The 24,637-nt window shown below is 65.0% G+C and carries 24 protein-coding genes and 1 tRNA gene; 9 read left to right on the top strand and 16 right to left on the bottom strand.

The genetic code is table 11. The features are described from left to right. Positions 1 to 54 precede the first annotated feature (54 nt). The gene (locus tag FB390_RS32640; protein WP_141812996.1) at positions 55 to 1,434 is read right to left on the bottom strand and encodes a flavin monoamine oxidase family protein; all 1,380 of its coding nucleotides are present in this window, start codon (positions 1,432 to 1,434) and stop codon (positions 55 to 57) included. Positions 1,435 to 1,498: 64 nt separating this feature from the next. On the opposite strand from FB390_RS32640, the gene FB390_RS32635 reads away from it, so the two are divergent. Continuing rightward, positions 1,499 to 2,101: a TetR/AcrR family transcriptional regulator gene (locus FB390_RS32635; protein ID WP_141812995.1), complete on the top strand. Its 603-nt coding sequence runs from the start codon at positions 1,499 to 1,501 to the stop codon at positions 2,099 to 2,101. 126 nt (positions 2,102 to 2,227) lie between these two features. Here FB390_RS32635 and FB390_RS32630 read toward each other — a convergent pair whose 3' ends face one another. Continuing rightward, a complete protein-coding gene (locus tag FB390_RS32630; protein WP_141812994.1) occupies positions 2,228 to 2,749 on the bottom strand; it encodes a hypothetical protein in 522 nt (173 codons plus the stop codon). A 324-nt stretch (positions 2,750 to 3,073) separates the two neighbouring features. Here FB390_RS32630 and FB390_RS32625 point away from each other — a divergent pair, with 324 nt between their 5' ends. Beyond that, positions 3,074 to 4,759 carry an RICIN domain-containing protein gene (locus FB390_RS32625; RefSeq protein WP_141812993.1) on the top strand — a complete coding sequence of 562 codons (1,686 nt, stop codon included), beginning with the start codon at positions 3,074 to 3,076 and terminating at the stop codon, positions 4,757 to 4,759. Between the two features lie 14 nt (positions 4,760 to 4,773). On the opposite strand, the gene FB390_RS32620 is transcribed toward FB390_RS32625, so the two are convergent. The 4 genes from FB390_RS32620 to FB390_RS32600 form a co-directional block, all read right to left on the bottom strand. Further along, positions 4,774 to 5,526 carry a hypothetical protein gene (locus FB390_RS32620; protein ID WP_141812992.1) on the bottom strand — a complete coding sequence of 251 codons (753 nt, stop codon included), beginning with the start codon at positions 5,524 to 5,526 and terminating at the stop codon, positions 4,774 to 4,776. Positions 5,527 to 5,864: 338 nt separating this feature from the next. Beyond that, positions 5,865 to 7,226 (bottom strand): phosphatase PAP2 family protein, encoded by a 1,362-nt coding sequence (locus tag FB390_RS32615; RefSeq protein WP_141812991.1) that lies wholly within the window; start codon positions 7,224 to 7,226, stop codon positions 5,865 to 5,867. A 473-nt stretch (positions 7,227 to 7,699) separates the two neighbouring features. Further along, entirely contained in the window at positions 7,700 to 8,242 is a 543-nt protein-coding gene (locus tag FB390_RS32605; protein ID WP_246124531.1) for a hypothetical protein, read from the bottom strand. Positions 8,243 to 8,812: 570 nt separating this feature from the next. Then, positions 8,813 to 9,427 carry an ATP-grasp domain-containing protein gene (locus FB390_RS32600; protein ID WP_221639452.1) on the bottom strand — a complete coding sequence of 205 codons (615 nt, stop codon included), beginning with the start codon at positions 9,425 to 9,427 and terminating at the stop codon, positions 8,813 to 8,815. Positions 9,428 to 10,450: 1,023 nt separating this feature from the next. Between FB390_RS32600 and FB390_RS32595 the strand changes: the two genes are divergently transcribed. The 3 genes from FB390_RS32595 (at position 10,451) to FB390_RS32585 (ending at position 13,361) form a co-directional block, all read left to right on the top strand. After that, a complete protein-coding gene (locus tag FB390_RS32595; protein WP_141812989.1) occupies positions 10,451 to 11,287 on the top strand; it encodes a hypothetical protein in 837 nt (278 codons plus the stop codon). A gap of 370 nt (positions 11,288 to 11,657) precedes the next feature. Beyond that, the gene (locus FB390_RS32590; RefSeq protein WP_141812988.1) at positions 11,658 to 12,485 is read left to right on the top strand and encodes a hypothetical protein; all 828 of its coding nucleotides are present in this window, start codon (positions 11,658 to 11,660) and stop codon (positions 12,483 to 12,485) included. A gap of 543 nt (positions 12,486 to 13,028) precedes the next feature. After that, a complete protein-coding gene (locus FB390_RS32585) occupies positions 13,029 to 13,361 on the top strand; it encodes a tyrosine-type recombinase/integrase (RefSeq protein ID WP_221639471.1) in 333 nt (110 codons plus the stop codon). A 41-nt stretch (positions 13,362 to 13,402) separates the two neighbouring features. On the opposite strand, the gene FB390_RS32580 is transcribed toward FB390_RS32585, so the two are convergent. Continuing rightward, positions 13,403 to 13,476: transfer RNA gene (locus tag FB390_RS32580), tRNA-Pro, on the bottom strand. 621 nt (positions 13,477 to 14,097) lie between these two features. Then, complete coding sequence (locus FB390_RS32575; RefSeq protein WP_141812987.1) at positions 14,098 to 14,307, bottom strand: hypothetical protein; 210 nt, start codon at positions 14,305 to 14,307, stop codon at positions 14,098 to 14,100. Between the two features lie 267 nt (positions 14,308 to 14,574). Here FB390_RS32575 and FB390_RS32570 point away from each other — a divergent pair, with 267 nt between their 5' ends. The 3 genes from FB390_RS32570 (at position 14,575) to FB390_RS32560 (ending at position 16,101) form a co-directional block, all read left to right on the top strand. After that, positions 14,575 to 15,330, top strand: coding sequence for an XRE family transcriptional regulator (locus FB390_RS32570; protein ID WP_141812986.1), 756 nt, complete (start codon positions 14,575 to 14,577; stop codon positions 15,328 to 15,330). After that, positions 15,317 to 15,790, top strand: coding sequence for an NUDIX hydrolase (locus FB390_RS32565; RefSeq protein ID WP_141812985.1), 474 nt, complete (start codon positions 15,317 to 15,319; stop codon positions 15,788 to 15,790). Before FB390_RS32570 ends, FB390_RS32565 begins: the two co-directional genes overlap by 14 nt. A 74-nt stretch (positions 15,791 to 15,864) precedes the next feature. Further along, the gene (locus FB390_RS32560) at positions 15,865 to 16,101 is read left to right on the top strand and encodes a hypothetical protein (protein WP_141812984.1); all 237 of its coding nucleotides are present in this window, start codon (positions 15,865 to 15,867) and stop codon (positions 16,099 to 16,101) included. A gap of 315 nt (positions 16,102 to 16,416) precedes the next feature. Here FB390_RS32560 and FB390_RS32555 read toward each other — a convergent pair whose 3' ends face one another. The 7 genes from FB390_RS32555 to FB390_RS32525 form a co-directional block, all read right to left on the bottom strand. After that, entirely contained in the window at positions 16,417 to 16,704 is a 288-nt protein-coding gene (locus FB390_RS32555; RefSeq protein ID WP_141812983.1) for a hypothetical protein, read from the bottom strand. A 921-nt stretch (positions 16,705 to 17,625) separates the two neighbouring features. Further along, a complete protein-coding gene (locus FB390_RS32550; protein WP_141812982.1) occupies positions 17,626 to 17,985 on the bottom strand; it encodes a hypothetical protein in 360 nt (119 codons plus the stop codon). A 693-nt stretch (positions 17,986 to 18,678) separates the two neighbouring features. Next, entirely contained in the window at positions 18,679 to 19,581 is a 903-nt protein-coding gene (locus FB390_RS32545) for a DUF6630 family protein (protein WP_141812981.1), read from the bottom strand. A gap of 421 nt (positions 19,582 to 20,002) precedes the next feature. Continuing rightward, complete coding sequence (locus FB390_RS32540) at positions 20,003 to 20,455, bottom strand: MaoC family dehydratase (protein ID WP_141812980.1); 453 nt, start codon at positions 20,453 to 20,455, stop codon at positions 20,003 to 20,005. Further along, positions 20,452 to 21,210 carry a 3-oxoacyl-ACP reductase FabG gene (gene fabG, locus FB390_RS32535; RefSeq protein WP_141812979.1) on the bottom strand — a complete coding sequence of 253 codons (759 nt, stop codon included), beginning with the start codon at positions 21,208 to 21,210 and terminating at the stop codon, positions 20,452 to 20,454. The genes FB390_RS32540 and fabG overlap by 4 nt, the downstream gene beginning before the upstream one ends. A gap of 28 nt (positions 21,211 to 21,238) precedes the next feature. Further along, complete coding sequence (locus tag FB390_RS32530; protein WP_141812978.1) at positions 21,239 to 21,994, bottom strand: SDR family oxidoreductase; 756 nt, start codon at positions 21,992 to 21,994, stop codon at positions 21,239 to 21,241. Next, a complete protein-coding gene (locus FB390_RS32525) occupies positions 21,991 to 23,211 on the bottom strand; it encodes an acetyl-CoA C-acetyltransferase (RefSeq protein WP_141812977.1) in 1,221 nt (406 codons plus the stop codon). Before FB390_RS32525 ends, FB390_RS32530 begins: the two co-directional genes overlap by 4 nt. Positions 23,212 to 23,363: 152 nt before the next feature. Between FB390_RS32525 and FB390_RS32520 the strand changes: the two genes are divergently transcribed. After that, the gene (locus FB390_RS32520; RefSeq protein ID WP_141812976.1) at positions 23,364 to 23,957 is read left to right on the top strand and encodes a TetR-type transcription factor C-terminal domain-containing protein; all 594 of its coding nucleotides are present in this window, start codon (positions 23,364 to 23,366) and stop codon (positions 23,955 to 23,957) included. Here FB390_RS32520 and FB390_RS32515 read toward each other — a convergent pair. Then, positions 23,934 to 24,578 (bottom strand): TetR/AcrR family transcriptional regulator, encoded by a 645-nt coding sequence (locus FB390_RS32515; protein ID WP_141812975.1) that lies wholly within the window; start codon positions 24,576 to 24,578, stop codon positions 23,934 to 23,936. The genes FB390_RS32520 and FB390_RS32515 overlap by 24 nt on opposite strands. Between the last annotated feature and the right edge of the window lie 59 nt (positions 24,579 to 24,637).

Raw genomic sequence — 24,637 nt, 5'->3', positions numbered from 1 at the left:
TCGGCTACGGACGGGGACGCCGATCCACGGTAGGGCGGATCGCACCGCGGCCGGTCATGCGGAATCTCCTGTCGACGCGATGGGGGCCAGGGCCAGCCCGATCTCCTGGGCGACACGGTGACCGGATTCGGCGGCGCCGTCGATGTAGCCCGCCCAGCGGGTGGCGGTTTCGGTGCCCGCCCAATGCAGCGGACCGATAGCGGGCCGCAAGGCGTGCCCGAATCGGGTGAGGGTACCCGGCGCGGTGAACGCGCCGTAACAGCCGCGGCTGTACTCCTCTTCGGCCCAATCCTTCTCGATGTAGTCGATCGGCGTACGAGCGCGCGGGCCGAAGTAGCCCACGAGGTCTTCGATCACCTGGACACGGCGGTCGGCGAGGTCCAGTCGCGAGCCGACGTCGGCGTGGCGGCCTTCCAGGAAGCCGACGAGCACGCCGGGTGATCCGTCGGGTGGGGTGTTGTCGAACACCGTGCCGAGCGGTCGATGGTCGCTGTTGGCCTGACCGCTCAACCCCTCGGCTCGCCAGAACGGCTCGTCGTAGACGACATTGATTTTGATGACGCGGCCCATCGGCATCCGCTGGACGAGCTGGTCGCGGTCGCCGGGCAGGCCGGGGGTGAAGCGGATACGCGCGGCCAGTGGCGGTGGTACCGCGATCACCGCACGGCGCGCCCGCACGACGGTCCCGCCGCTCCGGACACGGACACCGGCATCGCCCCAGCCCACCTCGGTGACGGGACTGTCGAGAACCACCCGATCGCCGAGCTCCTCGGCCATGGCCAGCGCGATCGCCTGGGTGCCGCCGACTACCCGATCCTGCTGGGCCCCGCCCTTGACGCCGATCATGGAATCGAGCCCACCACCCGCACCGAGATAGAAGCTCGCCCACAGCGCCGACATGTCCTCGGGTCCGGTAGAGAACACCGCCTCGGTGACCAACCGGAAGAACGCCCGCGCCTGCGGGGTGTGGGTGGCGCGGCGCAGCCAGGTGTCGAAGGTTTGCGAGTCCAGCACGTCGGCTCGATCCGCCCGCCACGGTTCGGTCCGCGACACCTGCCGTCCGAGGCGGTCCAGCCGCAGCTGCGCCTGGGCGATGTCGATCAGGGCCAGCGGGTTCACCTTGGGAATTCGTCCGGTGTACTCCGAACGAGACGAGCCGAGTTCGGCGATGTGGCGGCCGGCGCTATGCGTCGGATGAGTCTCCAAGCCCAGTTCCCTGATCAACGCCATCGCCAGATGCTGCGTCGGACCGACCCACTGCCCGCCGACCTCGATGGGCGCACCGCCCGGCAACTCCGCGTTGAGCAGCCGCCCACCCACCCGGTCGCGCGCTTCGAGAACCAGCACCTCGTGGCCGGTGCGCACCAGGTCACGAGCGGCGACAAGGCCGGCTATGCCCGCACCGACGATGACGACATCCACTGACTTGTCCATCCCGATCCTCCAAGCTCATACGTCATGCATCCAAGATACATCCTGTATGTGGTAAACGTACGGTATGGAGTCGCTGCGTGACAAGCACATCGAGAACACCCGCCGCACGCTGCTCGAGACCGCCGCCCGGCTGTTCGCCGAGCGGGAATACGCCGACTTGTCCGCCGAGGAGCTGGTGCGCGCCGCCGGATTGACCCGCGGCGCGCTGTACCACCACTTCGACGGCAAGAAGGGCTTGTTCGAAGCCGTCGTCGACGAGTTGGAAGCCCGTGCGGCGCAACGCATCAGGGCGGCCATCGACTCCGCGAAGGACCCCTTCGAGCGCGTAGACCGAAGCCTGGAGGCTTTCCTCGACGTGTGCGCGGAGCCCGACTACCGCCACATCGTGCTGCTCCAAGGCCCGATCGCGCTGGGCTGGCGCCGCTGGCGAGAAGTGGACCAGCGCCATCTCAGCAGCCTGGTACTCGAGGGCGCCCGCAACCTGCTCGACGCCGGCCTGATCCAGCCCCATCCCCCGGAACTCCTCGCCAGCGCCATTTACGGCGCCCTGACCGAGATGTCGCTGACCATCGCCGAATCCGACGACACCGAGAAAGGCCGCGCCGAGGCTGCCGCCCTGGCACGCGCGCTACTGAGCGGGCTCGCCGTCAGCCCGGCAGAAAGATGACGAAGCTCCGGTAGGGCACGCAGCGGCCCAAGTCATCCCCAAGTCCGACCGCATTCGTACGCGACCGATCGGCTGGCATCTGGCGGGGGCTACCGGGCTGTGGATAAGCCGAGGAATGGGGACAGGTCAACCGCTTACGACGATGTCGAGGGGCTTGTTGCCGATATTGGTGGTGTCCGTGTTGAGCTTGGATACGGTCCACACGCAGGAATCGGTGACCACATTTATCGGCTCCGCGGTCATGAGGACTTCCACCTTGCACTCGCGTCCGGCGCGACCGGTGATCGGGAACCGGTAGCTCAGTGAATTGCCGGTATCCCGGTTGATCTCCCGCACACCGAAGATCACGCATTCGACCCAAGTCTTGTCGCCCGCAACGGGAAACGTCCATTTTCTCTGACTGGCAGGGGGCAAATTCTGCGTCGGTAGTTGGAATTCACATCCAGCGGGTTCGATGAGGCGGAGCTTGGCCGTTGGGTTTTCGAACTTCGCTCGCGCGACGTTGGTCGGCATGATATCGACGATGATTTCGTCACGGCCCGTGGTGGTGATCAGATCCGAACCGGTCCGGACCGCGAGGAACCCTGGCACGATATAGACCGTCCCGGACGCCGGGCATTGCTTCTGCAGTACTGCTTTGACAGCCATGTCAATCATCTCCAGCTTGCGGTGTTCTGTAGCGGGTCCATCATCGGTCGCTCGACATGCGGGAACGTGAGTAGTCGGCTACCCGTTCTCCGCACTGGCCGTGCGACGAGGGCCTCTTCCCGTTGTGATGGCGTCACGTCTTGGCAGAACCGCCGAGGGCGAGCGGGCACACCTTGAAGCCTCCAGCCTGTTCTTCCAGCAAACGAAGTGCTTGTCCCGGAATTGGGTAGTGGGTTACTCGATCCGATTTCGTCCAGCGCGACGACAATCGCCAAGGGAACGAGAGCGACATGTCAGAGCTTACGAAAGATACGCTTGAAGGCGATGGAGACGACCATGTCAGTGCAACAAGCGCCATGCGAGCCGTTTGTCCACGTTGCCGAGGTTGCGGACACCAAGTTCGGCGAAGCGACGCCGAACTTCGGAAATGTACAGTGTTTTTTGCAGCGATTCGGCTACCTGCTCGAAGATTCGAAGGAGACGCCCGAAAGCGGGCACGGCGGACCCGCGCGGGCGAGGGTTACCGGAATACTGGACGCGGACACATCCACCGCGCTTGCAAGGTACCAAGACTTCCATGGCCTGCCGGTAACCGGACTCTTCGACACAGCCACTCGCGAGATGATGACACGACCGCGGTGTGGGTTGCCGGATTCGGCAGCGATCCCGCTGAGATTCGTCCGAGCCTGCGCATGGAGAAAGACATGGTTGACGTACTCCTTCGACACGGGCACCGCGGACATCGCTGGCGACGATGAACGCCAGGCCGTCCGTAATGCGTTCGTCACTTGGGCCGCCGCCGCGCCACTCGCTTTCACCGAAGTAGCGCCGAACCAACACCCGGATGTGCTGATCCGGTGGGGCAACGCGAACTGCGGTGACACGGATATGACCGGAGGCGTAGCGGCACATGCGGACTACCCTCCTGGCTGCGGCAGATACGGCAACGCCCTGCCCCGCCCCGTCCACTTCAATGATCAACAGGTGACGTTCATCATCGGAGCCGCCGCCAACTCACTCGACCTGGAATCGGTCGCACTACACGAGATCGGCCACATTCTCGGCCTGCAGCACTCCGACGACCCCGGCGCCCTGATGGCGAACGAAGCGATAGCGTTCAACACGATGAGGCGCGCGCTGACAAACGACGACGTCGAAGGCATCCGGAAGCTGTATCCGCCGACCGGCCCCCTCATCGCGAAGCACAGCAGCAAGTGCCTTGTCATCGCGGGACACTCCAGAGACAACGGTGCCGAGGCTATTCAGTGGGACTACTTCGCCGGCAAGAATGTGATATTTCGCATCGAGTGGGTCGAAAAGGGTTTCTACAAACTCATCCCTATGCATGCCACCAACAAGGTCCTCGACATCCGAGACCGGTCCACGGCCAACCGCGCTCAGGTCCAGCAATGGGAGTGGTGGGGTGGCGGCAATCAGCGTTTCGCGCTCGAACCGGTAGGCCACGGTTACTACCGCATCGTCGCAAAGGACAGCGGCCGAGTACTCGATGTGCTCGACCGGTCCGAGAGCAACGGCGCCAAAGTTATTCAGTTCGACTGGTGGGGTGGCGACAACCAGCGATGGCGCATCGGTCCAGCGCCGATCACTTCGATGGTGAGCCGCAAAGTTGTCGACATCAAAGATCTGTCGAGGGCGCCTGGCGCGCAGGTGATCCAGTGGGATTACTGGGGTGGCGGAAATCAAAGGCTGCGACTCGACCCGGTCGACCCGCTGGGGTCGGGCGTGTACCGCATCATGATCGAACACAGCGGCATGTGCCTCGATGTAGAGAACCACTCGCCTGCGGGGGAAGCCCGCATCATCCAATGGCCGTACCTGGGAACGGACAACCAGCATTGGCTGCTGGAGAAAGTCGCGTTCGGGCGCGTGAAATTCGTTGCCAGACATAGCGGCAAATGCCTGACCGTTTCAGGAGACCCGGATCTTGCTGGTGCACAACTCGTCCAGCGCACATACGAAGGCGACGGAAGCCAACTATGGCGGCTGTGACAAGCCGATGGTTGTCAGTCCGGCGTTCCGATTCCAGGCGGGCAGACGACTCGGTCGGGGTTCGCTCGCAAGTATTTGAGGCCCTGTTTCATGTAGACGCGGGGGTTGGTGTCGAGGTGCTTGGTCCACAGCGGTCTGGGATCGCCGCGCATCACGCTCCAGCAGGCTAGCGCGTACCCGAACATCGGCTGTGACAGATAGCCCAGCCGCTGAGATCGCCATCCGTGACGGCTCTGGGAGAACTGGAACGCCGCATTGGCATTGAAGACGCCGAGACCGAGGTACACGGTGACGAGGTCGGTGAGCTGCTCGCCATCATGCCGATCGGGTGCGATGCGGTCCTCGCCGAGGAGCCGTTCGTGCGCCAGCTCATGGGCGACGGTCGCTACCAACGCGACCGGCGAGCGCATCTGGGACATCGAGAGCGACACCACCGCGCGGCCGCGCTCCAGACGGTAGTGCCCTGCCTCCCCGTGCGAGGAACCCTCCAGAAACGCGACATCGTCCGGCAGCGCATCGCCGTCCGTGTCGACCTCGACGACGACGCGATCCCGACGGACACCCATGTAGCCGCTCACGCGCTCGACCAAGGAGCGGACCTCCGGTTCGGTGCCGGAATACGCATCGGGGAAGAAGTCCGAGGTCGGCAGGATCACCGGTGTCCGCAGCGTCCTGGGACCGAATTGCGTTGCGCACCAGCTCAACATCTCCTCGACCCACAGCCGCTCGATCTCCCCCACCGGACACGTCGGCTTGAAAAATCCCATGGGACATTATCTCTGGCGACTCGACGCACCGCGCCACTGCGCTCTCGCACGCTCGAGGTCGGTCTCCGGAGGCTCGTCCCGGCAGCCATTCCCGCGCGCGCCGCATCGATGGCGATCGAACCGCGGTTCAGCGCCACCATCCGACGAGTTCCGCTCCGCCAGTTCCACTGTCGCCACATCGGCTGAGCGAGGCACATCCCCGCGTCACGACCCCTCGGCCCGGAAACCGTCAGTCGCGTCGTGAGGCGCGGTGAGCCCGCCCTGCGGACTCACCGCGCCCACCGATTTCGACGAGTCGCCGATCGAAAGCGCTGGCGCCGGCCTGGTGGCTGCTCGCTTCAGCGACGCTCGAGTTCGACCTGCTCGACCTCGCGCGCAACGTCTTCTGGACGTTGCGGAGCGAACCAGGTTCGGTAGAACACGATCGACAGTGCGGTGAGAACGCCGAGGATCGCGATGCCGAAGGGGACCGGGTAGGTCGCCATCGGCATCGCGAAGTAACGGACGCACAGCAGCACTCCCGCGAACGTGGCGATGCCCATCGCCACCACCCGCACGCGCGCACGGTCCCAGCCTCGGTCGGGGTCGCGCAGGGCGGACTCGATCGTCAGGCACAGTGCGGCGCCCGCCACGAGGTCGACGCCGTAGTGCGCCCCGAGGCCGAGCGTCGCGATCAGAGTGCACACCAGCCAGAAAGTACCGCCCCAGCGCAACCAGCCCGGCCCGCGTCGGGAGTGGATGAACAGCGCGAGAGCCCACGCCGTATGCAGCGATGGCATGCAGTTGCGTGGTGTGATGCCGTCGAAGGGCATCGATTCGACCGAGGCGGGAAGCGCCGGAACGACATTCGGCCAGACGTCGGCGAGTTCCATGCCGTTTCCCTGCGGTCCGAACGCCAGCACAGGCCCCACCACCGGGAAGATCACGTAGAAAATCGGGCCGATGAGGCCGAGTACCAAGAACGTGCGCACCAAGTGGTGCCGCGGCCACACACCCGTGGTCACGCCGCGCAACTGCCAGACGGCGACGACGATTGCCGCCACCGGAAGCTCGAAGTACACCCAGCGCACCACCCCCACCGGGACCGGGCCGGCCAGGTCGAGCGCATGCCCGACGACCCAGGCCGGATTGCCGAGCGCTCGATCGGCCAGCTCCACATACGGGTCGAGGACCTGCGGACAGGACCAAGCCGTGATGTCCAACCAGATTTCGCCGACCTTCGTCGCGAGGATGAGCAGCGCGCCGAGCGCGATCGTGTGCAGTGCCGTCCGCCGCCGCACGCCGCTCCACCGTAGGGCGGCGATCACCGCCAGCGCCGTCAGCACAATGGTCGGTCCGTTGCCCACGGTGAACGGCCGACCGTCGAATGTCCGAACCGCCACGAAGATCAGATCGATGGCGACCGCGGCGGCGAGGGCGCTCACCCGCACCCGGACGGTGACACCGATCAGTGCCAGCAGGAAGCCCGCCCACGGTGTCGTCGCCGACTTGGGTGTCCCGACGTAGTCACGAAAGAGGCTGGTCAATGGACCGAGAGCGTGGATGTGAACGGCCATGAGCTGACCCGCGACAAGAACCAGCACCGCGGCGGCAATACCGCCCCACACCACGAAGGGCCGAAATCGACGCTCCTGGAGTCGCTCAACTCCCGCTGGCTCCGGGGGTGAGGTCGAACTGCCGTGCGCGTCGTGAATTAGCATTCGCACATCGTAAATACGCCGTGAACACGGCTTGACGGGGCACTTAACGCAGACCGACGCCGGGCGATCGAGTGCGGAAACTCATGCGGCCTGCCGGAGACCATCACCGCACGTCCCCGGGCCGACGGCGTGTCACCGGCGACCTACGACGACGGCCGCGAACCGCTGCACCTGTGCTGCCAGCTGGTGCCCGCCTACGCACTTCGCCCGCGTGGGGATCCTCCGGCTCGTGAGAACCGGCGGTGGCGGGGTGGATGCGGTGTGGCTGGTCAGCAGCAGGTGATCGAGCGGAGATCTGCCTGGCGTCTCATCGGGTAACGCGCACCACCCCGACCCCGCGGCGCTCCAACTCCCCGGCCGTGTAGTCGGCGTACTGCCACATCGGGAGCTTTCTATTCCGCATTCGGCGCGGATCTGGAACTTCAGGATGGGCGGCAAGTACTACTACCCCATGGACCAACCAGGGGCGTGGGTCACATCCTGAAGGGCGGGTGCTGGTGAATGGTCACGATCGCGACGATGTCGCGGGTGGCTCCCGCGGCGAACCTGCGCGCCAGATTCGCCATGCCCATCCGCATGAGCCCGTACTTGATGCGCAGACCGGCCTGCACCTTCTCGAACAGCGGCCCAGCGTAGGCAAGTTCCACGGTGCCCTGATGCTGCCGTGACCCGATCGCCGGATTGCCGCGCCAGTCGCCTGCCTGCACGATGACGCGACGGTCACGCGAGAGCTGTTGCGCCTCCGCCGAATGCACCGGCACCCGGAAAGCCAAACGCCCCCCGTCGGCCGGAACCACCAGATGCCTCCGAGTTTCCCAACGCCCGTCGATACCCGGATACGTCACCACCACGGTGCTCGCATCCCACCACAACATCCCGGGATGCCATTCGCTGGGACGCTCGGCAAGAATGCGGGCGCTATGCGTTTCCGCTGGGTGCGCCATCGGGCCGCCGGGGACGGTGGCGTCGTGAACCTGGTTTCTGATCAGAGTGGCGCTGCCGACGTTGCCTGCCATGTGTCGAGGTACCTCCAGAACCGCTGTGCCTTCAGTGATTCACATCCACCCGGAAAACCACTGCCAGCAGCGCGAACCATGCGTTGGCCATCGCACCCTTGCACGCTCGGCATGACAGAAATCTAATTCTCCGGGCATAGATTTGATATAGCACCGGGCTTATATCCGCGCAACAAGTACGGGTGTAGCCACCGCAAGCTCGCTGCGAGCCAAGAGCATCGAATCGCAGACGGCGGGACCGGCACCCGGGGGATCGCTCACCACGCTCACCGCGCCGGGCGCGGACTGGTCGGACTCGATGAGCCGAGGGATCAGGAACCGCACTCGATAGCTCAGCCAACAACCCCACCAACGCAAAGAGCCCCCGCAAAGCGGAGGCTCCTAGCGTCACTACCGAAGTGGACTTGCTATCAATGATCTGCGTCTCCGCACGTCACGCACGATCCGCCTTCGCCATCGACGTTGCCAAAGTGCTGGTCCCGCCGGGGCACTCACAACGTGTGGTCCCACGTTGGTCCCAAGTCCTGTACCACGGTCCGTTGAAGTTGACGAACTGCGGAAGCACACGTGTCACACATCCGCGCGAGCGAGGGCCTCGGCTTCCATCGCGGCGATGAAGTCCGCGACGTTCGAACCATAAATGCCCCAGCTGTTTACGCCACCGAGCTCGACGAGGCGGAGTGCGCCGTCGGTACCGACGCCGACATCGACGGTGACCATGGTCAAGCCGTGAGTTAGCAGGCGCGCCGCCGCGGTCTCCGCGAAGTCACGTACGTGGTCGGGGACGGGAAGGTACGGCTCGAGCGGATAGGAGCTTCCGCAGAAGAAGCGGCCGTTGCGGCAGAAGCAGCGGTACTCGCGCTCGAAGTTCACGACCTCGGACACGACGACGAGCTCATTCCGATATTCGTCGTAGGACTGGAGCCAGCGACCCAGCTCCGCGATCTCATGAACCCCCGCAGGAAACAGCTTGTAGTTCGTGTCGCTCCGGACGAAGACCTGGTCACTGTCGAACATGCGCCGGAGCGGTAAGCCGGGAACCGCCGAGAACGGTACGAGGACGACAGTACGTCCGAGGAGGTCGTACACGTGTCGGTAGTAGGACGAGCACCGCAACGTCGTGTAGTCGTCGAACACCGCTTCTCCGAGCTGCGGCACGCGGCGGAGGCGCGTCATCGTCGACATCGTCCCGTATCCGACGACCGTACGACCCTCTTGGACGACGGGCCAGCGCCCCATCATCACGTCGTGCGGCTCGACAATCAGGGCATCACCGAGCGCGGCCGCGACGATGGCGGAGCCGGGGAACTCGTCGTGGAGATCGATGAGCCAGCGCGGTCGCATCGCACGATGCTATTCGAGCCGAGCCGGCCTTCTGGGCGGTAGCGTGCACTCACCGGAAACTGGCTTCACCGTCGGCCCCTTCTCGCGCCGAGGCTCTGTGGTCATGAGTCGGCGGTGCGATCGTGGAGTGATGCCGTAGGTGCTCTCGAGGCGTGAGGGGCGCGGGGAAAACCCAGTCCACCGTTCAGCAGGGCCACGCGGCAGGAGAATATTCACTGCTGAGCTGTTCGTACTGATCAGCCCTGGCTCGTCGCCACCGTCCGGCATCGCCCGGAAGACCCCGAGGGCCCACTAGGTCGGTCCGTGGCGTGGCTTGCTCTCTCCATCCGGAGAGCCCTACTTCGATGTTCTCCGCACGCTCGCGCAATACGCCCTGGCGGGTGAGGACGCGAGAAGCTCTCCCAGCACCTCAGCGGCGGATCCAGCCCCGAATTGGCTCCAAGTCGCCGGGCGATCTGATAAGCAGAAGACCCCTCCGACCTGGGTCGGAGGGGTCTTCTATGTGTCGGGCTGACAGGATTTGAACCTGCGACCACTTGACCCCCGGGAAGGGTGACCGGCCGTCTACGCACATCACGCACGCGGCATTCTCGGGAGCGACCACCATCAAACCTGCCGCCGTTCATTCCTACGTATGACGTGTGGTCCTCAGATGGTCCCCAGTGCTAAGAGCCAAAGCATCGAAGTTGAACCCGATCACCACCGGTGGTAATTCCAGGATGTATCGACCAACGGCCGACTGTCGCACGCCGACCGCCGGATCGCGCGGATGCTCTCACACGCCCGACAGACTCGGCGTAGATTCGCTTGCAGCAATAGGGAATCCGAGGACGAGGGGTATCGCGTGCAACTTCACGGTGTGGCATGAGCAATTGTGACCACAAGTCATGCGCCAAAGAGGATTTCGAAGAGCATCTGGGCAAGTTGGCAGCAGCCGCGTTCCTAGACGATGAGGAGCTCATACGCGTCTGCCAGAACGAACGGGTGGGACCGGTCGTCGACTACCGATCACCTCTAAACGCGGTTGAGGTGAAGGCGCTCAAGACACGAGATCTCGAACGGCTGCGCGGTGCCTACCGGAAGCAGACAGACTCGGGCCTGTTGATCGAGGTTCGTGAGTTGGAGAAGACGTGGTTTGTGACGTTGGACGGCTCCGCCGCCGCAGGAGAACGCTCCCAGTATCTCGGCGCCCCATCAGTGCGAAGCCTTGCCGACAAGCTTGGGCCACTGCTGGTCGAACTCGAGGCCCAAGGCGTCGACGACTACTACGCAGCTGGATGGCGCCTCGGCGGCCAGGTCGCAGCGCTCGTGCACGGCGGGAGTTGCAGCGTGGCCGAAATTCCCGGAGTCGGTCCTGGCATTTTCCTAGCAGCCCTCCAATACGGCCACAGTCGACCGCACAGTCTGGACCGTGCAGTGCGGGACCGAGTGCAAGATTGGCTTGATAGCGACTCATCCAAAATGGTCGCCTCCTTCGACGGTGAAGACGGACTGCGGTGTGGTGTTCTCGTGCTTCCACCCGCCGGCGTCGGCTTCACGATGATGCGGTCGTTGTCAGAAGACTTCCCGGACCCCACATCTCTGCCGACCGAGCCCCTGACGCTGCCGAAAGGGCTTGACACTCTGATCATCGTCGCGGGCAACCATGCAATGCGCTTCACTCCACCAGACCTTTGGACACGCATGGTCCTACATCCCTGAGTTCGGTCCCTGACGAACGAGATCTAACCTGGTGCGAGACCTCTTCGTCCCGAACGTCGTTCCGGCCCAGTCGCTCATACTTCGCAGTACCTCTGATCTGCGAATATCTGACATCCAGCGCCATCGGATACCAACCGATCTCAACGCGCTCGCTGTCTCCCTGCTGCCTCGGTGAGCTAGTTGGAACGCTGGCCCGTTTGGCTGACTCAAGCGTGCTCGTACGATCCGGACGGTGACCGATGATGGGGGCTTCTGTTGCTTCCTCACCTGCGTGTTCGATCCGTTAACTCGTGCTCGAAAACGTCGTGCGTGTTGACGGATTAGCGAGAAGGATTCGCATTCGACAACGAGAGAGTGGTGAGGCTTGGCAATGATGGATTGGACCGACGCGAACAAGAAGGTCGCGCACGCGAAGCGGCGCACGCAGGAACTTCTCGACACGTACCACGCGTGGGAGAACGACCGGGGCTTGCTCAGGATCGAGATCAAGGACGACGAGTTGGCCAAGTACTCGTGGTTCGCTGGGATGCAGAAAGAACCAGCCGTCGACCTGTCCCTGCTTGCCGGAGATGTGTTTGGCGCATTGAGAGACGCCCTGGACTACGTGGCATGGCAGGTCTTTCTCGCCGGAGGTGGCGATCGGGACGGGAAGCAAGCGAACCAGGTCTACTTCCCGATCGCGGTCGATCAGGCCGCCTTCGACAAACAGGTGAAGAAAATCCCGACGGCGTGGCCCGCCGCGATCGAACGGCTACACGCGGCACAGCCGTTCAACCAAACGAACGGGGTTGAGAGCGTCCTGCCCGCGCTTCACGCGATCAACAACCCTTCGAAACACCGCGAGCTGAGCCTGGTCACGGCAGGAACATTTTCACAATCGGCGACCTTGCCCAAGCTACCCGACGACCTAGGTCTGTCGATCATGCTGATTCAGCCGTGGCCCGTCCTCAAGCCGAACAGCTTCGATTTGATTGCCAAAGTGGGAATCATTCGAAAAGTAGGCGACGACAGCTTCCAGACGGTCCGATGGTCCGAGGGGGTGATTTTGGACCAACCACCACGCCCTACGTTGGAACTCACGTTCACAAACGGAAACGGTGAGATTGCCCTGGGTGCGGTGCCTGAAGTCGTCGCGCACGTGGAGTCGATCGTGGGTAGTTTCGCGCATCTCGACGACCCGGACGAGTCGGAGGTCTGACGACCGCTCGGTCATTCGGGGACTTCTCCTTCAGGACCGCAGGTTCTTGGTCCTGGTCTGTGGTGGGTTGCGTTCAACGGGGGCTGGCTACCCGCCCGCCTGCCCCACGAGGGTCTGCCCGTCACGCGCAGAGGGCTCGCAGGTCAAGAGTCGGCGGATGCCGATCAGCGGAGCTGACGCCGTAGGCGCTCTTGAGGTGTGAGGGGCGCGGGATCACAATGCGGGCCACCACAGCCAGGGCCAAGCGGCCGAAGGTCGCTCCGATAGCACGCCGGAGAGGAACCCGATGGTCATCCGCGCCGGATGGACCATGCCCGACTGCCTGAACCTCGCTCGTGACTTCCTCGCTCCCAGTGACGAGAACGACCACGTCTGCGCTGACCACGACGAGGACCGGCGAGTCACGGACGATCGACGGCAGTTCGGGGCTGCGGCTCGCATAGTGTGGTAGATCGTCTTCGAGGCAAGCGAGCGAAGTTCGTGCGGCAGCCCATTGGGAGGCGAGTGGCACGATGCCGGCGGATTCCGCTGTGACCGGATCGGATTTCCGATCCGGCTGCCCGGCTGTTCGTCGGTCCGCGTGGCGGCAGGATTTCCACCGGCGTGCTGCGGCGGGCGACGCATTGGGACGAAGTGGTCGCAAAGCTCGGGTTCGATCATCTCCGCCGACACGATCTTCGCCATACCGGACTCACCTGGTTCGCCGACGCCGGAGTGCCGTTGCACCGGCTCCAGAAGATCGCCGGACACACCGATCCGCGAATCACTCAGCGGTACCTGCACCCGGATACCGAAGCGTTGATCGGGGACGGGAAGCTGCTCTCCGCCCACCTGCGGTCCCCATCTGGTCCCCAACTCCGGGTGGTTGGGTCATGAGAAAAGCCCCTCCGACGCTGGTCAGAGGGGCTTTCTCGTTGTCGGGCTGACAGGATTTGAACCTGCGACCACTTGACCCCCAGTCAAGTGCGCTACCAAACTGCGCCACAGCCCGTGGTGCGCCCGCTTGGGGCGCTTGAAGAGATTACAACAGTGTGCGTCTGGAGGGCTAATCGGCTGGTCACACGGGGTGGCTTCTGCCTCACCTGGTCGGTCATGGAAGTGCCGTTCGTGGAGCATGCCTTGATCCGGAGGCTCCTTGGCACCGCAGAGCAGGGTTTTGCCGCATTCAACTTCCACGGTGCTCGGCTATCCGCGCGGCGGTAGCTTGATCTCGTCCTCGCCGCGTTCGGCAGCCAGGGCGCGAGTCGATCCCAACGACTGTATGGAAGGAAGGTGACCGCGTAGTCATCTTCGCGAACGCGAGAACCGCTCCCACAACGCGCTTTCGGATACGAAAGTAGCCGATGCAAAGCGTTGCGCATCTCATCGACATCTCGTAGCGCCTTGATGGCCAGGTGAAGATAGCGCTGCGTGATGCGCGGGTCGACGTGCCCGGCGATGCGCTGCAACCTGTTAGCGGTACCTGGAGTCGGCGAACCAGGTCAATCCGATGTATCGGAGGTCGTGGCGCCGGAGGCGCCTGTAATCGAGTTCGGTCACGAGCTCGCGGTGAGCAGGAGGTAGCCGACTGCCACAGCGGCTGGGATCGCCAGGAAGAACGTCCGAGGCCGCCTCACTGCTTATCGCTCCTCGGGCTCAGCAGCCTGTCCGGGGCGATCAAGCGGTCGAACTTGCTCTGCATCGTGTCGCAGTCCTTGACCGGACGATCCGACCTCCGCTCCCGCAACGTCCTCTTGACCTGGGTGCTCATGCCGCCCCCATCTTCGAGAACGCTGGCCGGCCGGATCAGCGACAGCAGCTCATCGCGCTCGACCCGCAGCATGCGCGTTCCCGCAGTACACCTGCGGCGATCCAGTTCCACGTCGTCTTTGCGCCCACGTCGACCAACGCAGCCGCGGTCTTCAGGCTGATGAGGTTCCGCGCCTCCGCTGTGGCCTTGTCCATGGGCTCTCGCCTCCCTTCGAATGTGGGAAATTCCGTGCAATTCCCCACTTTTCGAAAATCCGGCTGCACGAGCACCGCATAGGTGAACTTCGGCAGACGTCTGCTGCAACTTTGAAGTCGTCTCTAGTCGTCCCTGGAGGAAGACATGGCGAACGAACGCCTTCGCGACGCACTGCTCCGCAACGGTCTCGCTATCCCGCAGGTAGCCGAAACCGTTGGCGTAGAGCCGAAAACGGTCGAGCGGTGGATCACCCAGGGCCGCACGCCCTATCCGCGCCATCGCCATGCACTCGCGGCCATGGTCCGCGAGACGGAGAACTACCTGTGGCCGGACGCCCTTGCGCCGGACCGCAAGGTCGAGGACGCGGAATCAGAGGTGCTCAAGGTTTACGCGCACCGAAGCGCCATTCCGTCAGAGCTGTGGCGTCGGCTCATGGCGTCCACCACCGAGCAACTCGACATCCTCGTGCTCGCAGGTCTATTCCTCGCGGAGGAACCTGAGTTCGCTCGAACCGTCCGCGCGAGGACGCGAGAAGGGCTCGAGGTTCGATTGCTGTTCGGTCGTCCTGAGCCGGAAGCCGACAAACGTAGCGCCGAGGAACGGCTCGCCGCGGGCACCGAATCCTCGCGTATCAATAACGCGCTGGCACTCGTCGAGCCGCTCACGAGCCTCGACGGCGTGGACCTGCGTTACCACGACACGACTCTGTATAACTCGATCTTCCGGTTCGACGACGAGATGATCGTCAACGCGCACGTGTACGGAATGCCTGGCGCGCATGCGCCCGCACTTCACCTTCGCCAGCTGCCAGCGGGCGACCTCTTCGAGACGTATATGACGAGTTTGGAGCACGTATGGTCGAAAGCATCGGTGAAAGGTGGTGATCATGGGGCGAACTGACTATCTGAACGATCCGACAGCTCCGAGCGCCAACAGCATCAAAGTCGCCGTGAGCGCCGTCGTCCTGGACGCCCGTGGCCGGATCTTGATGATTCACCGCACGGACAACAACCTGTACTCCATCCCCGGCGGAGGACTGGAAGCAGGTGAGACAGTGACCGACGCCGTGGTGCGAGAGGTCCACGAGGAGACAGGGCGCTGGATGAGCTCACCCAGCGGTGGGGCTCGAAATACGCTGCGATCGTGCGTCTTTGGTTTCATGTGTTTCATCCCGTGCTGGTACGGTTCAGCACGGGCTCACCGCCGCCGGTGTATCCAGCCGTATCGACTACGGATCAATACAACATTCATCGGTACGGCCCGCTGGCCGAGCACTTCGCGTGGGCCCGAGTCGAGCAGTCGGCCAGCTGACTGCACCAGCACAAACCGGCGGCCAAGGAGCGCCTTTGCCGCCGGATAGGAAGTCGGTGGGTAAGGTGGCGGGCATCTCTAGGTGTTGAGGGGGCACTCCGAGCACTCGAGAATAGGTGAGGTATGGACCCGCGACGGATCGCGCTCAACCGCCGGCACAGCCGGGAGATGGGCGAGCTGTACCGCCAATTCCTCAACGCCCATCCGACAGCCGAATTCGGCGATATTCCCATGACGGCCGCCGAGGACGCCGCTTGGGGCGCCTACAGCGCCGACCTGCTGGCCCGGCATCAACGCGAACGCGCCGCACTCGCCGAGCAACTCGAAGCCGAACAACGCGGCCGGGCCGGGGCCAGCTGACTGGACTAGCAAGACCAGCGGCGAGGGGGAATTCACCGCCGAATCGCGATCCGCAGACTGCCCTCGCCCCCGCTCACCGCCGAAATACTCGTCGCACGCAACCGCTTCCGCAGCGCCATCCCGGATCGACCGTGCTCGGCAGCCTCGACACCACCTTGACCTCTAGCCCGCGGGCAGGCCGGATGACGCCCAAGAATGTAGTTCTCCCCCGGCAACGACGCTGCCCACCACGGCCAAGCAGACATCCATATCGCTCGACCTTCGCGTTGGAGCTCAATGCAAATGAGCATCCCCCCGTGGACCCGGTCCATCGAGCTACAAGCGCGGGTCGTGCACGAGCCGGAAGTCGTGCAGTGGCTCGCCACGTCCACCTGCCGCGGTGAACTCGCGGCCGACGACCTCGCCGGCGGGAATATCGACGTCCCGGCCCATCTCGACGGCCGACAAGATGAGCGGCACCTTGTAGGTGTGCCAGGGCGTCACACAGTGGGCCTCGCCGCCGATCGTGAGGATCACGTACACCGGCACACGCCCGTCCGGGAAGACCGCGTAGTCATGGCCGGTGGCGGGGGCGTCCCAGTCGATATTCGGCTCTTCACTCATGATTTTCACTCCTTCTGGTAGCCCGGGTGTACTGATCAAATCGCAGCTATAGCGTGGAATCCGGCAGGTGGACGACGTCCGACCGCGCTGTTCGTGCAGCGTCGACTTCGTCAGGTAATCGAAACCTCCTGAGTCGCTCCACCTTCCGCACCTCGGAGTATCAAGGCTGTCCAATCATCGGAGGCACGACGAACGAGGGCCTGTCGGTGGGGATGTTCCTCGAAGGCCAATTCTTCGACGATCTCTCAGTTCTGGAGGTCGAACAGCCGGCTATGCGCTGCTGGAGGCGGGCGAACGAGGGCGCTTTGGTCGCCGGGTCGGGGGCACGATCTCCCCGTCCAGGATCAGATCTCGGCTACCGGCCAACTCGGAGAGTGCGGGTCCGAGTTCGGGGGAAGCACGTGGTGACGTGGTTGCGGCTGCGGCTGAAAAGTTCCACGCATTCCCGCGGGTCCCGCAAATGGTTCGCATGCCGTCCCATTTCATCTCGATCGCCCACCGATCTACATCTTCAGGTGGTCGTCCGGCGGTAGCCAGCATCGGGGCGAGCACGGCCACAAGACTCAGCGTATCGCGAGCACATACCGACCTGTCGGTACCAGCGGCTACGGTCACCGACCGTGGAGTTCAACAGCGGTGACCTCGTCCGGTTCGGACCCGGCGGGGTGAGCGTGTTCGTGTTGTCGAGATCGGCGTCGACGGCGACCCCGACATGGCGCTGATCGAGGCCGTCGGCGAACCCGGACCGGGAATCTATCGCTGGCCGATCCGGATGGCGTACCTCGTCCCCCGCCGCCGATCAGCCCGCCGGAGGTGAAAGCGCCCGACTAGGTCGTGTCTCCAAGGATTTGAGCAATGCGACGATGAGGGAAGGGGGCGCCGCAACCTTTTTCCGGGGGATCGAGTCGGGGTGCACTGCGGTCAGCAGGTCGGGTGTCCGTTTTGCGCGGCGCTCAGGATCAGGAGGTAGCCGGACGCGATGATCAGGATCCCGGCGCTGAGCACTGCCATGGGGAGCGGGCCTACTCTTCGGCGGTTGAGCCACAGGTAGGCGAGCGCGAGCGCGCCGAGCAGGAGCATGACCATTGCGCCGGTGGTTTGGATTGTGTCGATCAGGGTGTAGTCGCGGTCGCGTTGTTCACGGGAGCCATGGGCTCCTACGTCGCAGAAGTCGCCGTTTGCGGGGGTGATGAGGTAGCCGGCCAGGAAGATGGTGGGGCCGAGGAGGATTGAACCGAGAATATAGAGAAGCGCCGCGGGGATTGGGCGGATCTTGATCATGACGACTCACGATAGCTCGCGGTCGTGGGGGCTCCGTGGGTGTTGTGTGGAGATGCGGTGGGGTGGGTGGTCTAGGTCGTGTCTGCCGGCAATTTGAGCATTCGACAATGAGGGCCAGGACGAATCCGGCACGGTAGGTGGTCGCAAGCTTGTCGTAGCGGGGCAGGCAGCCCATCCTGCACGCGGCCGCCGACCACGCGGGCGGCTTCGAGCACCAGAGCAGGACGAAACCCCTTCCCCGCGTTGACAACGCCCGTGCTGGCACTCCACCCGAAGTGGTACTCCCAAACCGGACGAATGGATCCCGGAAGCCTGCCCGCCGCCGCCCGCAACGCAGGCCCGACCAGCGCTCGCGCCAACACCTGACCAGCCGACACCGCACCACCGATCGGCGACCCAGACCCGACCGCTGCCCGGTCCAACCCGGCTTCCGCCGAGACGCCGACGACGCCCCTGCCATGACACGCCTCGACGACAGCGATCCGAGCTCATAGCGTCATCTGCTCGATGACCCAATCGGCAGACTGCGGCGGGCGATCCGCCGGAGCACCTGGTGGAAGAGTTTCCCTGCGGGCCGACCGTCTAGCCGGCCGCGCCGCACATCATTGGACGCCCCGGCCGATCCGGATACCGGTGGAGTACCCGCCGCAGCCGCAGTCCGTTCCGATCCGTCGTGGTCGGTGGCGCGCCTGCTCAAGCCACAGGTGAGCCTGTGCGGTAGACGAAGGTTCGGATCCCGGCTGCCTGTGCTGCCGTGGTGAACCGCCCGAGCCGATCGCTGGGCACAAACCCGAGGGTGAGCCCGTCTCCGTCGACGAGGACACCGATCACCGCCACACCATGGTCGGCGGCGCGATCACCCAGTTGCCGCAGGAAACCGTGGCGGTCGTCCGGATCCCAGTTCGCGAGCCTGCTCCAGTCGTACCAGTCCCAGCCCATCGCCTCGGGAAAGCCCGGCAGATCTTCCAGGTAATCGGCGATTTCCTGGGCATTGTCTCGCCAGTCGAAATACAGCAATCCGTCCAGGCGCAGGGCTTCCTGGACGACCTGTTCGGCGCTGTTCCACCAGTCGGGGTCGGTGTTGTCGAGAATGTCGGACAAACTTGCCCGCGCCCGAGCGGGGTCGGTGGCGACCACCTCGACAAAGGCATCCATATGCGCGCGTTGTTCTGCGTCGAAGATCACGCCCGTGAAGCTACTGGGCGTCACCGACGTCTCGGCGGCGGAATGTGTGAATGTGGCTATGTCCTGAACTGTTCGGTCGGCCCGTCCTCTGGCAGTGTGGCCGGCTTCGCGCTGGGGGTGTTCACGGGTTTCACCGCGCAGTCGCACGATGCCGTTGTCGAGGTCGACGCCCAGCGGGTCAGCGGCGCTGTCGAGCTGCTGGCCCCGTGTCTCGCGGCTGCGTATCTCCTGCTGCGTGTGCTGACTCGATGGGGCGAACAACGCCTGCAACTCCCCGAAAAGGCCTGCGGCCCCGCCAGAGCCGAACTTGCCCCGAGAGCCGACCCAGCCACGGGCTTCTGCCAGCCCGAGCAGCCGGTCGAGAACCACGCCGAATACGACGAGGCCGACGACCATCCACAACACCGACATGCCACCCCCTGTGCCTGTGGCATCGACAGTACCGGCTGCTGGGAGGTCGGGTGTCGATGTTAGGTGCTGCGGAGTCGTCTGGAATACGCCCCGGACCGGCACCAGCCCAACTCAGGGATCGAGGATGATGGTTTCCGTGTCGGATCAGCGTGAAGTCCTCGGTGCCGAGGAGATGGCGTCGTTGTCGGCCGTGGCCGAGTGCTTGACGATGAATCAATCTGATGTCGGGTCCGCAGCATTGGGCCGGGGTGTCGTGTCCTCGGTGGGAGGGCTGGTATCCGAGCTCGAACGCCTCGGCGGCAGGTGACGCAGCTTCGGGCCGCGAGCAGGATTCGGTTCCGGTCCTGGCCGGGCTGCGGGCCGAGGCCCGCAGCCGCCGCCTGTGGAACCTGCTTCTCCCCGGAGTCGGTCCGGATCTCCGTCAGCCCACAACGAGGGTCAACGACTCCACCACGCAGACCGGTTTATCACCGCCCTCGCGCTCGATGGTGACCTTGGCGGTGACCAGGTGCCCGGCCGCGCTCGCCGCGACCGAGACCAGCTCGACCCCGGCGCGCACCTTCGAGTCCACCGGCGCCGGGGCCGGGAAGCGCAACTTGTTGGCGCCGTAGTTGATCATCATCGCGACGCCCTCGACCCGGTAGACCTGCGCGACCAGCAGCGGCACCAGCGACAGGGTCAGGTATCCGTGTGCGATGGTCGTGCCGAACGGGCCGTTGGCCGCCTTCTCGGCATCGATGTGGATCCACTGGTGGTCACCGGTCGCGTCGGCGAAGGCGTCGATCTGCGACTGGGTGACGGTGTGCCACTCGGAGTATCCGAGATGGGAGCCGACGGCGGCCTCGAGTTCGGCGACGCCATGGAAAGTCCTCATGCCTTCGGCCCTCCCGCGACGTAGAGCACCTGACCGGAAACGAAACCGGCGCCTTCGCTGACGAAGAACGAGACGGCGTGCGCGATGTCGTCGGGCACACCGGTTCGCGCGACCGGGATCTCGGCCGCGGCGGCGGACTTGAAAGCCTCGAACTCGACACCGACACGCGCCGCGGTGGCGGCGGTCATCTCGGTCTCGATGAAGCCGGGCGCGATGGCATTGGCGGTGACGCCGAACTTGCCGAGCTCGAGGGCAAGGGTCTTGGTGAAGCCCTGCAGACCCGCCTTGGCCGCCGCGTAATTGGCCTGGCCGCGGTTGCCGAGGGCCGAGGTGCTCGACAGGTTGACGATGCGACCGAAACCCGCCTCGGTCATGTACTTCTGGACCGCGCGCGTCATCAGGAACGACCCGCGCAGGTGCACGTTCATCACGGTGTCCCAGTCGTCGGCGGTCATCCGGAACAGCAGGTTGTCGCGGATGACGCCCGCGTTGTTGACCAGCACGGTCGGGGCGCCGAGCTCGGCGGTGACCCGCTCGACGGCCGCGGTGACGGCGGCCTCGTCGGATACGTCGGCGCCGACGGCGATCGCGCGGCCGCCCGCCGCCTGGATCTGCTCGACGACCGGCTTACAGGCCACCTCGTCGAGATCGATCACGGCGACGGCCAGACCGTCGGCGGCGAGCCGGCGGGCGACGCCCGCGCCGATGCCGCGCGCCGCGCCGGTGACGATCGCGGTCTTGGTCGGGGTGCTCATAGGTATCTCCTGGAGTCGAATGTTGTTGTCAGACGCCGCCGGTCAGCGTGACGCCGCCGTCGAGGACCAGTAGCTGACCGGTGATCCAGGCAGCGTCGTCGGAGAGCAGGAACGCCACCGCGCCCGCGATGTCCTCGGGCACGCCGAGCCGCTTGAGCGGGTAGGTCTCGGCGAGCTGCTGTTCGCGGCCCTCGTAGAGGGCGGTGGCGAACTTCGTCTTCACCACGGCCGGGGCGACCGCGTTGACCCGTAGCTGCGGGCCGAGCTCGACGGCCAGTTCCTGGGTGATGTAGGTGAGCATCGCCTTGCTCGCGCCGTAGAAGCCGATCCCGGGCGCGGGGCGAATCCCCGCCACCGACGACACGTTGACCACCGCGCCACCGTGCTCGGCCATCCAGGCCTTGTGCACTTCCTGCGTCCACGACAGCGCGGCAAGGCAGTTGACCTCGATGATCTTGCGGGCCGCCGCCAGATCCATGTCGATCATCGGGCCGTAAACCGGGTTGATGCCGGTGTTGTTGACCAGCAGGTCGGCACTGCCGAAGGTCGCGATCGCTCGCTCGACGGCGTCGGCCTGGTGCTCGGTGTCGTCGGCACGCCCGGCGACACCGAGGGCATGCTCGGGCCCGCCGAGCTGCTCGACCGCCGCGTCGAGGGCGTCCTGTTTGCGGGCGGTGACGACGACCTTCGCACCGTCGTCCACCAATCGCTGCGCGATGCCCAGGCCGATGCCGCGGCTGGCGCCGGTGACGATCGCGGTCTTGCCCGCGAAACGGCCGGTCACGACAGACGCTCCAGCACCATCGCCATACCCTGGCCGCCGCCGACGCACATCGTCTCCAACCCGAACTGCTTGTCGTGGAAGCGAAGTGAGTTGATCAGGGTGGAGGTGATCCGGGCGCCGGTCATGCCGAACGGATGACCCACCGCGATCGCGCCGCCGTTGATGTTGAGCTTGTCCTCGGGGATGCCGAGTTCGCGGGCCGAGCCGATCACCTGCACGGCGAAGGCCTCGTTGATCTCGACCAAGTCGATGTCGTCGATGGTGAGACCCGCACGGCTCAGCGCCTGCTTCGACGCCTCGATCGGACCGAGACCCATGATCTCCGGCGACAGCCCGGAAACGCCGGTGCTGACGATTCGCGCGAGCGGGGTCAGGCCCAATTCCTTCGCCTTGGTGTCGGACATGATCACCAGGGCCGCCGCGCCGTCGTTGAGGGCGCAGCAGTTACCCGCCGTGACGGTGCCGTCGGGCCGGAACACCGGCTTCAGCTGGCTCACCGCCTCCAGGGTGACACCGGGGCGCGGGCCGTCGTCGGCGCTGACCACCGTGCCGTCGGGCAGCGTCACCGGGGTGATGTCGGTGGCCCAGAAACCGTTGGCGATGGCCTTTTCGGCCAGATTCTGCGAGCGAACACCGAATTCGTCCTGCTCGGCGCGGGTGATCCCGGTGAGCTGGGCGACGTTCTCCGCGGTCTGGCCCATGGCGATGTAGACATCGGGCAGCACACGGTTGCGCCGCGGGTCGGCCCAGGACGCGGCGCCACCGGCGGCGCGCTCGGCGGTGCGGGCGACCGCGTCGGCGAAGATCGGGTTCTGGGTGTCGGGCAGGCCGTCGGCGTTGCCCTTGCCGAAGCGGCTCACCGTCTCCACGCCGGCCGAGATGAACACGTCGCCCTCGCCCGCCTTGATGGCGTGCAGCGCCATCCGGGTGCTCTGCAGGCTCGACGAACAGTAGCGGTTGACCGTTGTGCCGGGGACCGTGTCGAGTCCGGCCAGAACCGCGACGACCCTTGCCATGTTGAAGCCCGACTCACCCGCGGGTTGCCCGCAGCCCAGCACGAGGTCCTCGACCTGGGCCGGATCCAGGTTCGGCACCTGGGCCAGTGCGGCGCGCACCATCTGGACGGTCAGGTCGTCGGGACGCATGTCCTTGAGCGACCCCTTGCCCGCGCGGCCGATCGGGGAACGGGCAGCGGCGACTATCACAGCTTCCGGCATCGAATCTCCTTAGTAACTAAGCGCTTGCTTAGGGAGTATCGTGCAGCAGGTCACAGGCACCGTCAATAGGAGCCGAGCTTCGGCCTCCTGTTGGACACATCACACAATCGGTGAACAGCGACGCCCCACCGAGACGAGATAATGGCGGTCCCATGACCGAGACAACCGAACCCCGCGGTGACGCCACCCGCGCACGGCTCCTCGAAGCCGCCCTCGCGGCGTTCGCCGACAAGGGCTTCAACGGGACCACGACCCGCGATATCGCCGCGGCCGCGGGCATGAGCCCGGCCGCGGTCTATGTGCATCACAAATCCAAAGAGGAACTGCTCTACCTGATTTCCCGATCGGGGCACGACGCGACACTCGAACTGGTGCAGAAGGCCGCCGCATCGTCCAGCGATCCAGCGACCGCGCTACGCAACGTGATCCACGATTTCGCGGTGCACCACGCCCGCGCGCACACCAGTGCCCGGATCGTGAACTACGAGCTGAACTCGCTGAGCCCCGAGCACCGGACCGAGATCCGTGGCATCCGCCACCGGATCGATCAAGCGATACGGGACTTGGTCCAGCGCGGCATCGATGCGGGCGTCTTCGATATCCCCGACGCGCGGATCGCGGCCGTCGCCCTGCTCTCCCTCGGCATCGATATCGCCCGCTGGTACCGCGACGACGGCGACTGGTCGCCGGAAGACATCGCCGCCGCGTACGCCGAGATGGCCTTACGCATCGTCGGCGCCAGGTGAGCGGACAGGCACCGGGGTGATCAGCTCGATCGCGGCGTCGACCAGCGCTTGTGCGCGAGCCGGGGTGAACCGGTCAGATTCGAAGGGGTACATCATGGTCCAGCCGTCGCCCATGGCGGCCAGCTGGTCGCCGAGGAGTTCGGCGGGGATATCGTCGCGGATGGCGCCACCAGCCTGCGCTGCCTCGATGATCGAGGCATGCGTGTCGCGGTATTGCGCGTAGCGCTTCCTGATCAACTCGGCCAGGGCGGGTTCGGCACGCGCGTGCACGAGCAGCTCCGACATCACCGGCCAGTGCTGCGAGTCGCTGGTCGTCATGGCCAGCCAGCGCTCGATCAGCGCCGGGATGTCGGCCTGTTCCCTCGCCGCTTCGAGCATCGCGTCGTAGCGGTCGAAACGGCTCTCGACCAGCGCGGTGATCAACTCGTCCTTGTTGGCGAAATAGTAGGTCACCGCGCCGGTCGTGTAGCCGGCCCGTTGCGCCACCTTGCGCAGTGAGGCTTTGGCGTAGCCTTCCTCGGCGATCACCGCCGTCGCCGCCCGCAACAGCTCCGCCCGCTTGGCCTCGTGGTTTCCAGTCGGCCGACCCCGGCGGGCGGCGCGTTCTGGCTGCTTCACCATGGGCCCGATTCTGGCACAGAATTCACATCACAACCGTTGTGCAGAAGTGAGGCGAACGC

This window comes from Nocardia bhagyanarayanae, from assembly GCF_006716565.1.
Taxonomy (GTDB): domain Bacteria; phylum Actinomycetota; class Actinomycetes; order Mycobacteriales; family Mycobacteriaceae; genus Nocardia; species Nocardia bhagyanarayanae.
Note: the sequence above shows the minus strand (reverse complement) of the source record. Positions and strands in the feature narration are given on the sequence as shown.

Bases quoted from the DNA above. Each gene is read 5' to 3' on its own strand.
- FB390_RS32575 (WP_141812987.1), bottom strand. From the start codon at position 14,307: ATGCTGCGGGTCGAGCGCGATGAGCTGCTGTCGCTGATCCGGCCGGCC.
- FB390_RS32545 (WP_141812981.1), bottom strand. From the start codon at position 19,581: ATGTCGGTGTTGTGGATGGTCGTCGGCCTCGTCGTATTCGGCGTGGTT.
- fabG (WP_141812979.1), bottom strand. From the start codon at position 21,210: ATGAGCACCCCGACCAAGACCGCGATCGTCACCGGCGCGGCGCGCGGC.
- FB390_RS32550 (WP_141812982.1), bottom strand. From the start codon at position 17,985: ATGATCAAGATCCGCCCAATCCCCGCGGCGCTTCTCTATATTCTCGGT.
- FB390_RS32620 (WP_141812992.1), bottom strand. From the start codon at position 5,526: ATGGGATTTTTCAAGCCGACGTGTCCGGTGGGGGAGATCGAGCGGCTG.
- FB390_RS32635 (WP_141812995.1), top strand. From the start codon at position 1,499: ATGGAGTCGCTGCGTGACAAGCACATCGAGAACACCCGCCGCACGCTG.
- FB390_RS32625 (WP_141812993.1), top strand. From the start codon at position 3,074: ATGGAGACGACCATGTCAGTGCAACAAGCGCCATGCGAGCCGTTTGTC.
- FB390_RS32515 (WP_141812975.1), bottom strand. From the start codon at position 24,578: ATGGTGAAGCAGCCAGAACGCGCCGCCCGCCGGGGTCGGCCGACTGGA.
- FB390_RS32605 (WP_246124531.1), bottom strand. From the start codon at position 8,242: ATGGCAGGCAACGTCGGCAGCGCCACTCTGATCAGAAACCAGGTTCAC.
- FB390_RS32590 (WP_141812988.1), top strand. From the start codon at position 11,658: ATGATGGATTGGACCGACGCGAACAAGAAGGTCGCGCACGCGAAGCGG.
- FB390_RS32525 (WP_141812977.1), bottom strand. From the start codon at position 23,211: ATGCCGGAAGCTGTGATAGTCGCCGCTGCCCGTTCCCCGATCGGCCGC.
- FB390_RS32615 (WP_141812991.1), bottom strand. From the start codon at position 7,226: ATGCTAATTCACGACGCGCACGGCAGTTCGACCTCACCCCCGGAGCCA.
- FB390_RS32540 (WP_141812980.1), bottom strand. From the start codon at position 20,455: ATGAGGACTTTCCATGGCGTCGCCGAACTCGAGGCCGCCGTCGGCTCC.
- FB390_RS32555 (WP_141812983.1), bottom strand. From the start codon at position 16,704: ATGAGTGAAGAGCCGAATATCGACTGGGACGCCCCCGCCACCGGCCAT.
- FB390_RS32520 (WP_141812976.1), top strand. From the start codon at position 23,364: ATGACCGAGACAACCGAACCCCGCGGTGACGCCACCCGCGCACGGCTC.
- FB390_RS32570 (WP_141812986.1), top strand. From the start codon at position 14,575: ATGGCGAACGAACGCCTTCGCGACGCACTGCTCCGCAACGGTCTCGCT.
- FB390_RS32595 (WP_141812989.1), top strand. From the start codon at position 10,451: ATGAGCAATTGTGACCACAAGTCATGCGCCAAAGAGGATTTCGAAGAG.
- FB390_RS32565 (WP_141812985.1), top strand. From the start codon at position 15,317: ATGGGGCGAACTGACTATCTGAACGATCCGACAGCTCCGAGCGCCAAC.
- FB390_RS32630 (WP_141812994.1), bottom strand. From the start codon at position 2,749: ATGGCTGTCAAAGCAGTACTGCAGAAGCAATGCCCGGCGTCCGGGACG.
- FB390_RS32560 (WP_141812984.1), top strand. From the start codon at position 15,865: ATGGACCCGCGACGGATCGCGCTCAACCGCCGGCACAGCCGGGAGATG.
- FB390_RS32600 (WP_221639452.1), bottom strand. From the start codon at position 9,427: ATGTCGACGATGACGCGCCTCCGCCGCGTGCCGCAGCTCGGAGAAGCG.
- FB390_RS32640 (WP_141812996.1), bottom strand. From the start codon at position 1,434: ATGGACAAGTCAGTGGATGTCGTCATCGTCGGTGCGGGCATAGCCGGC.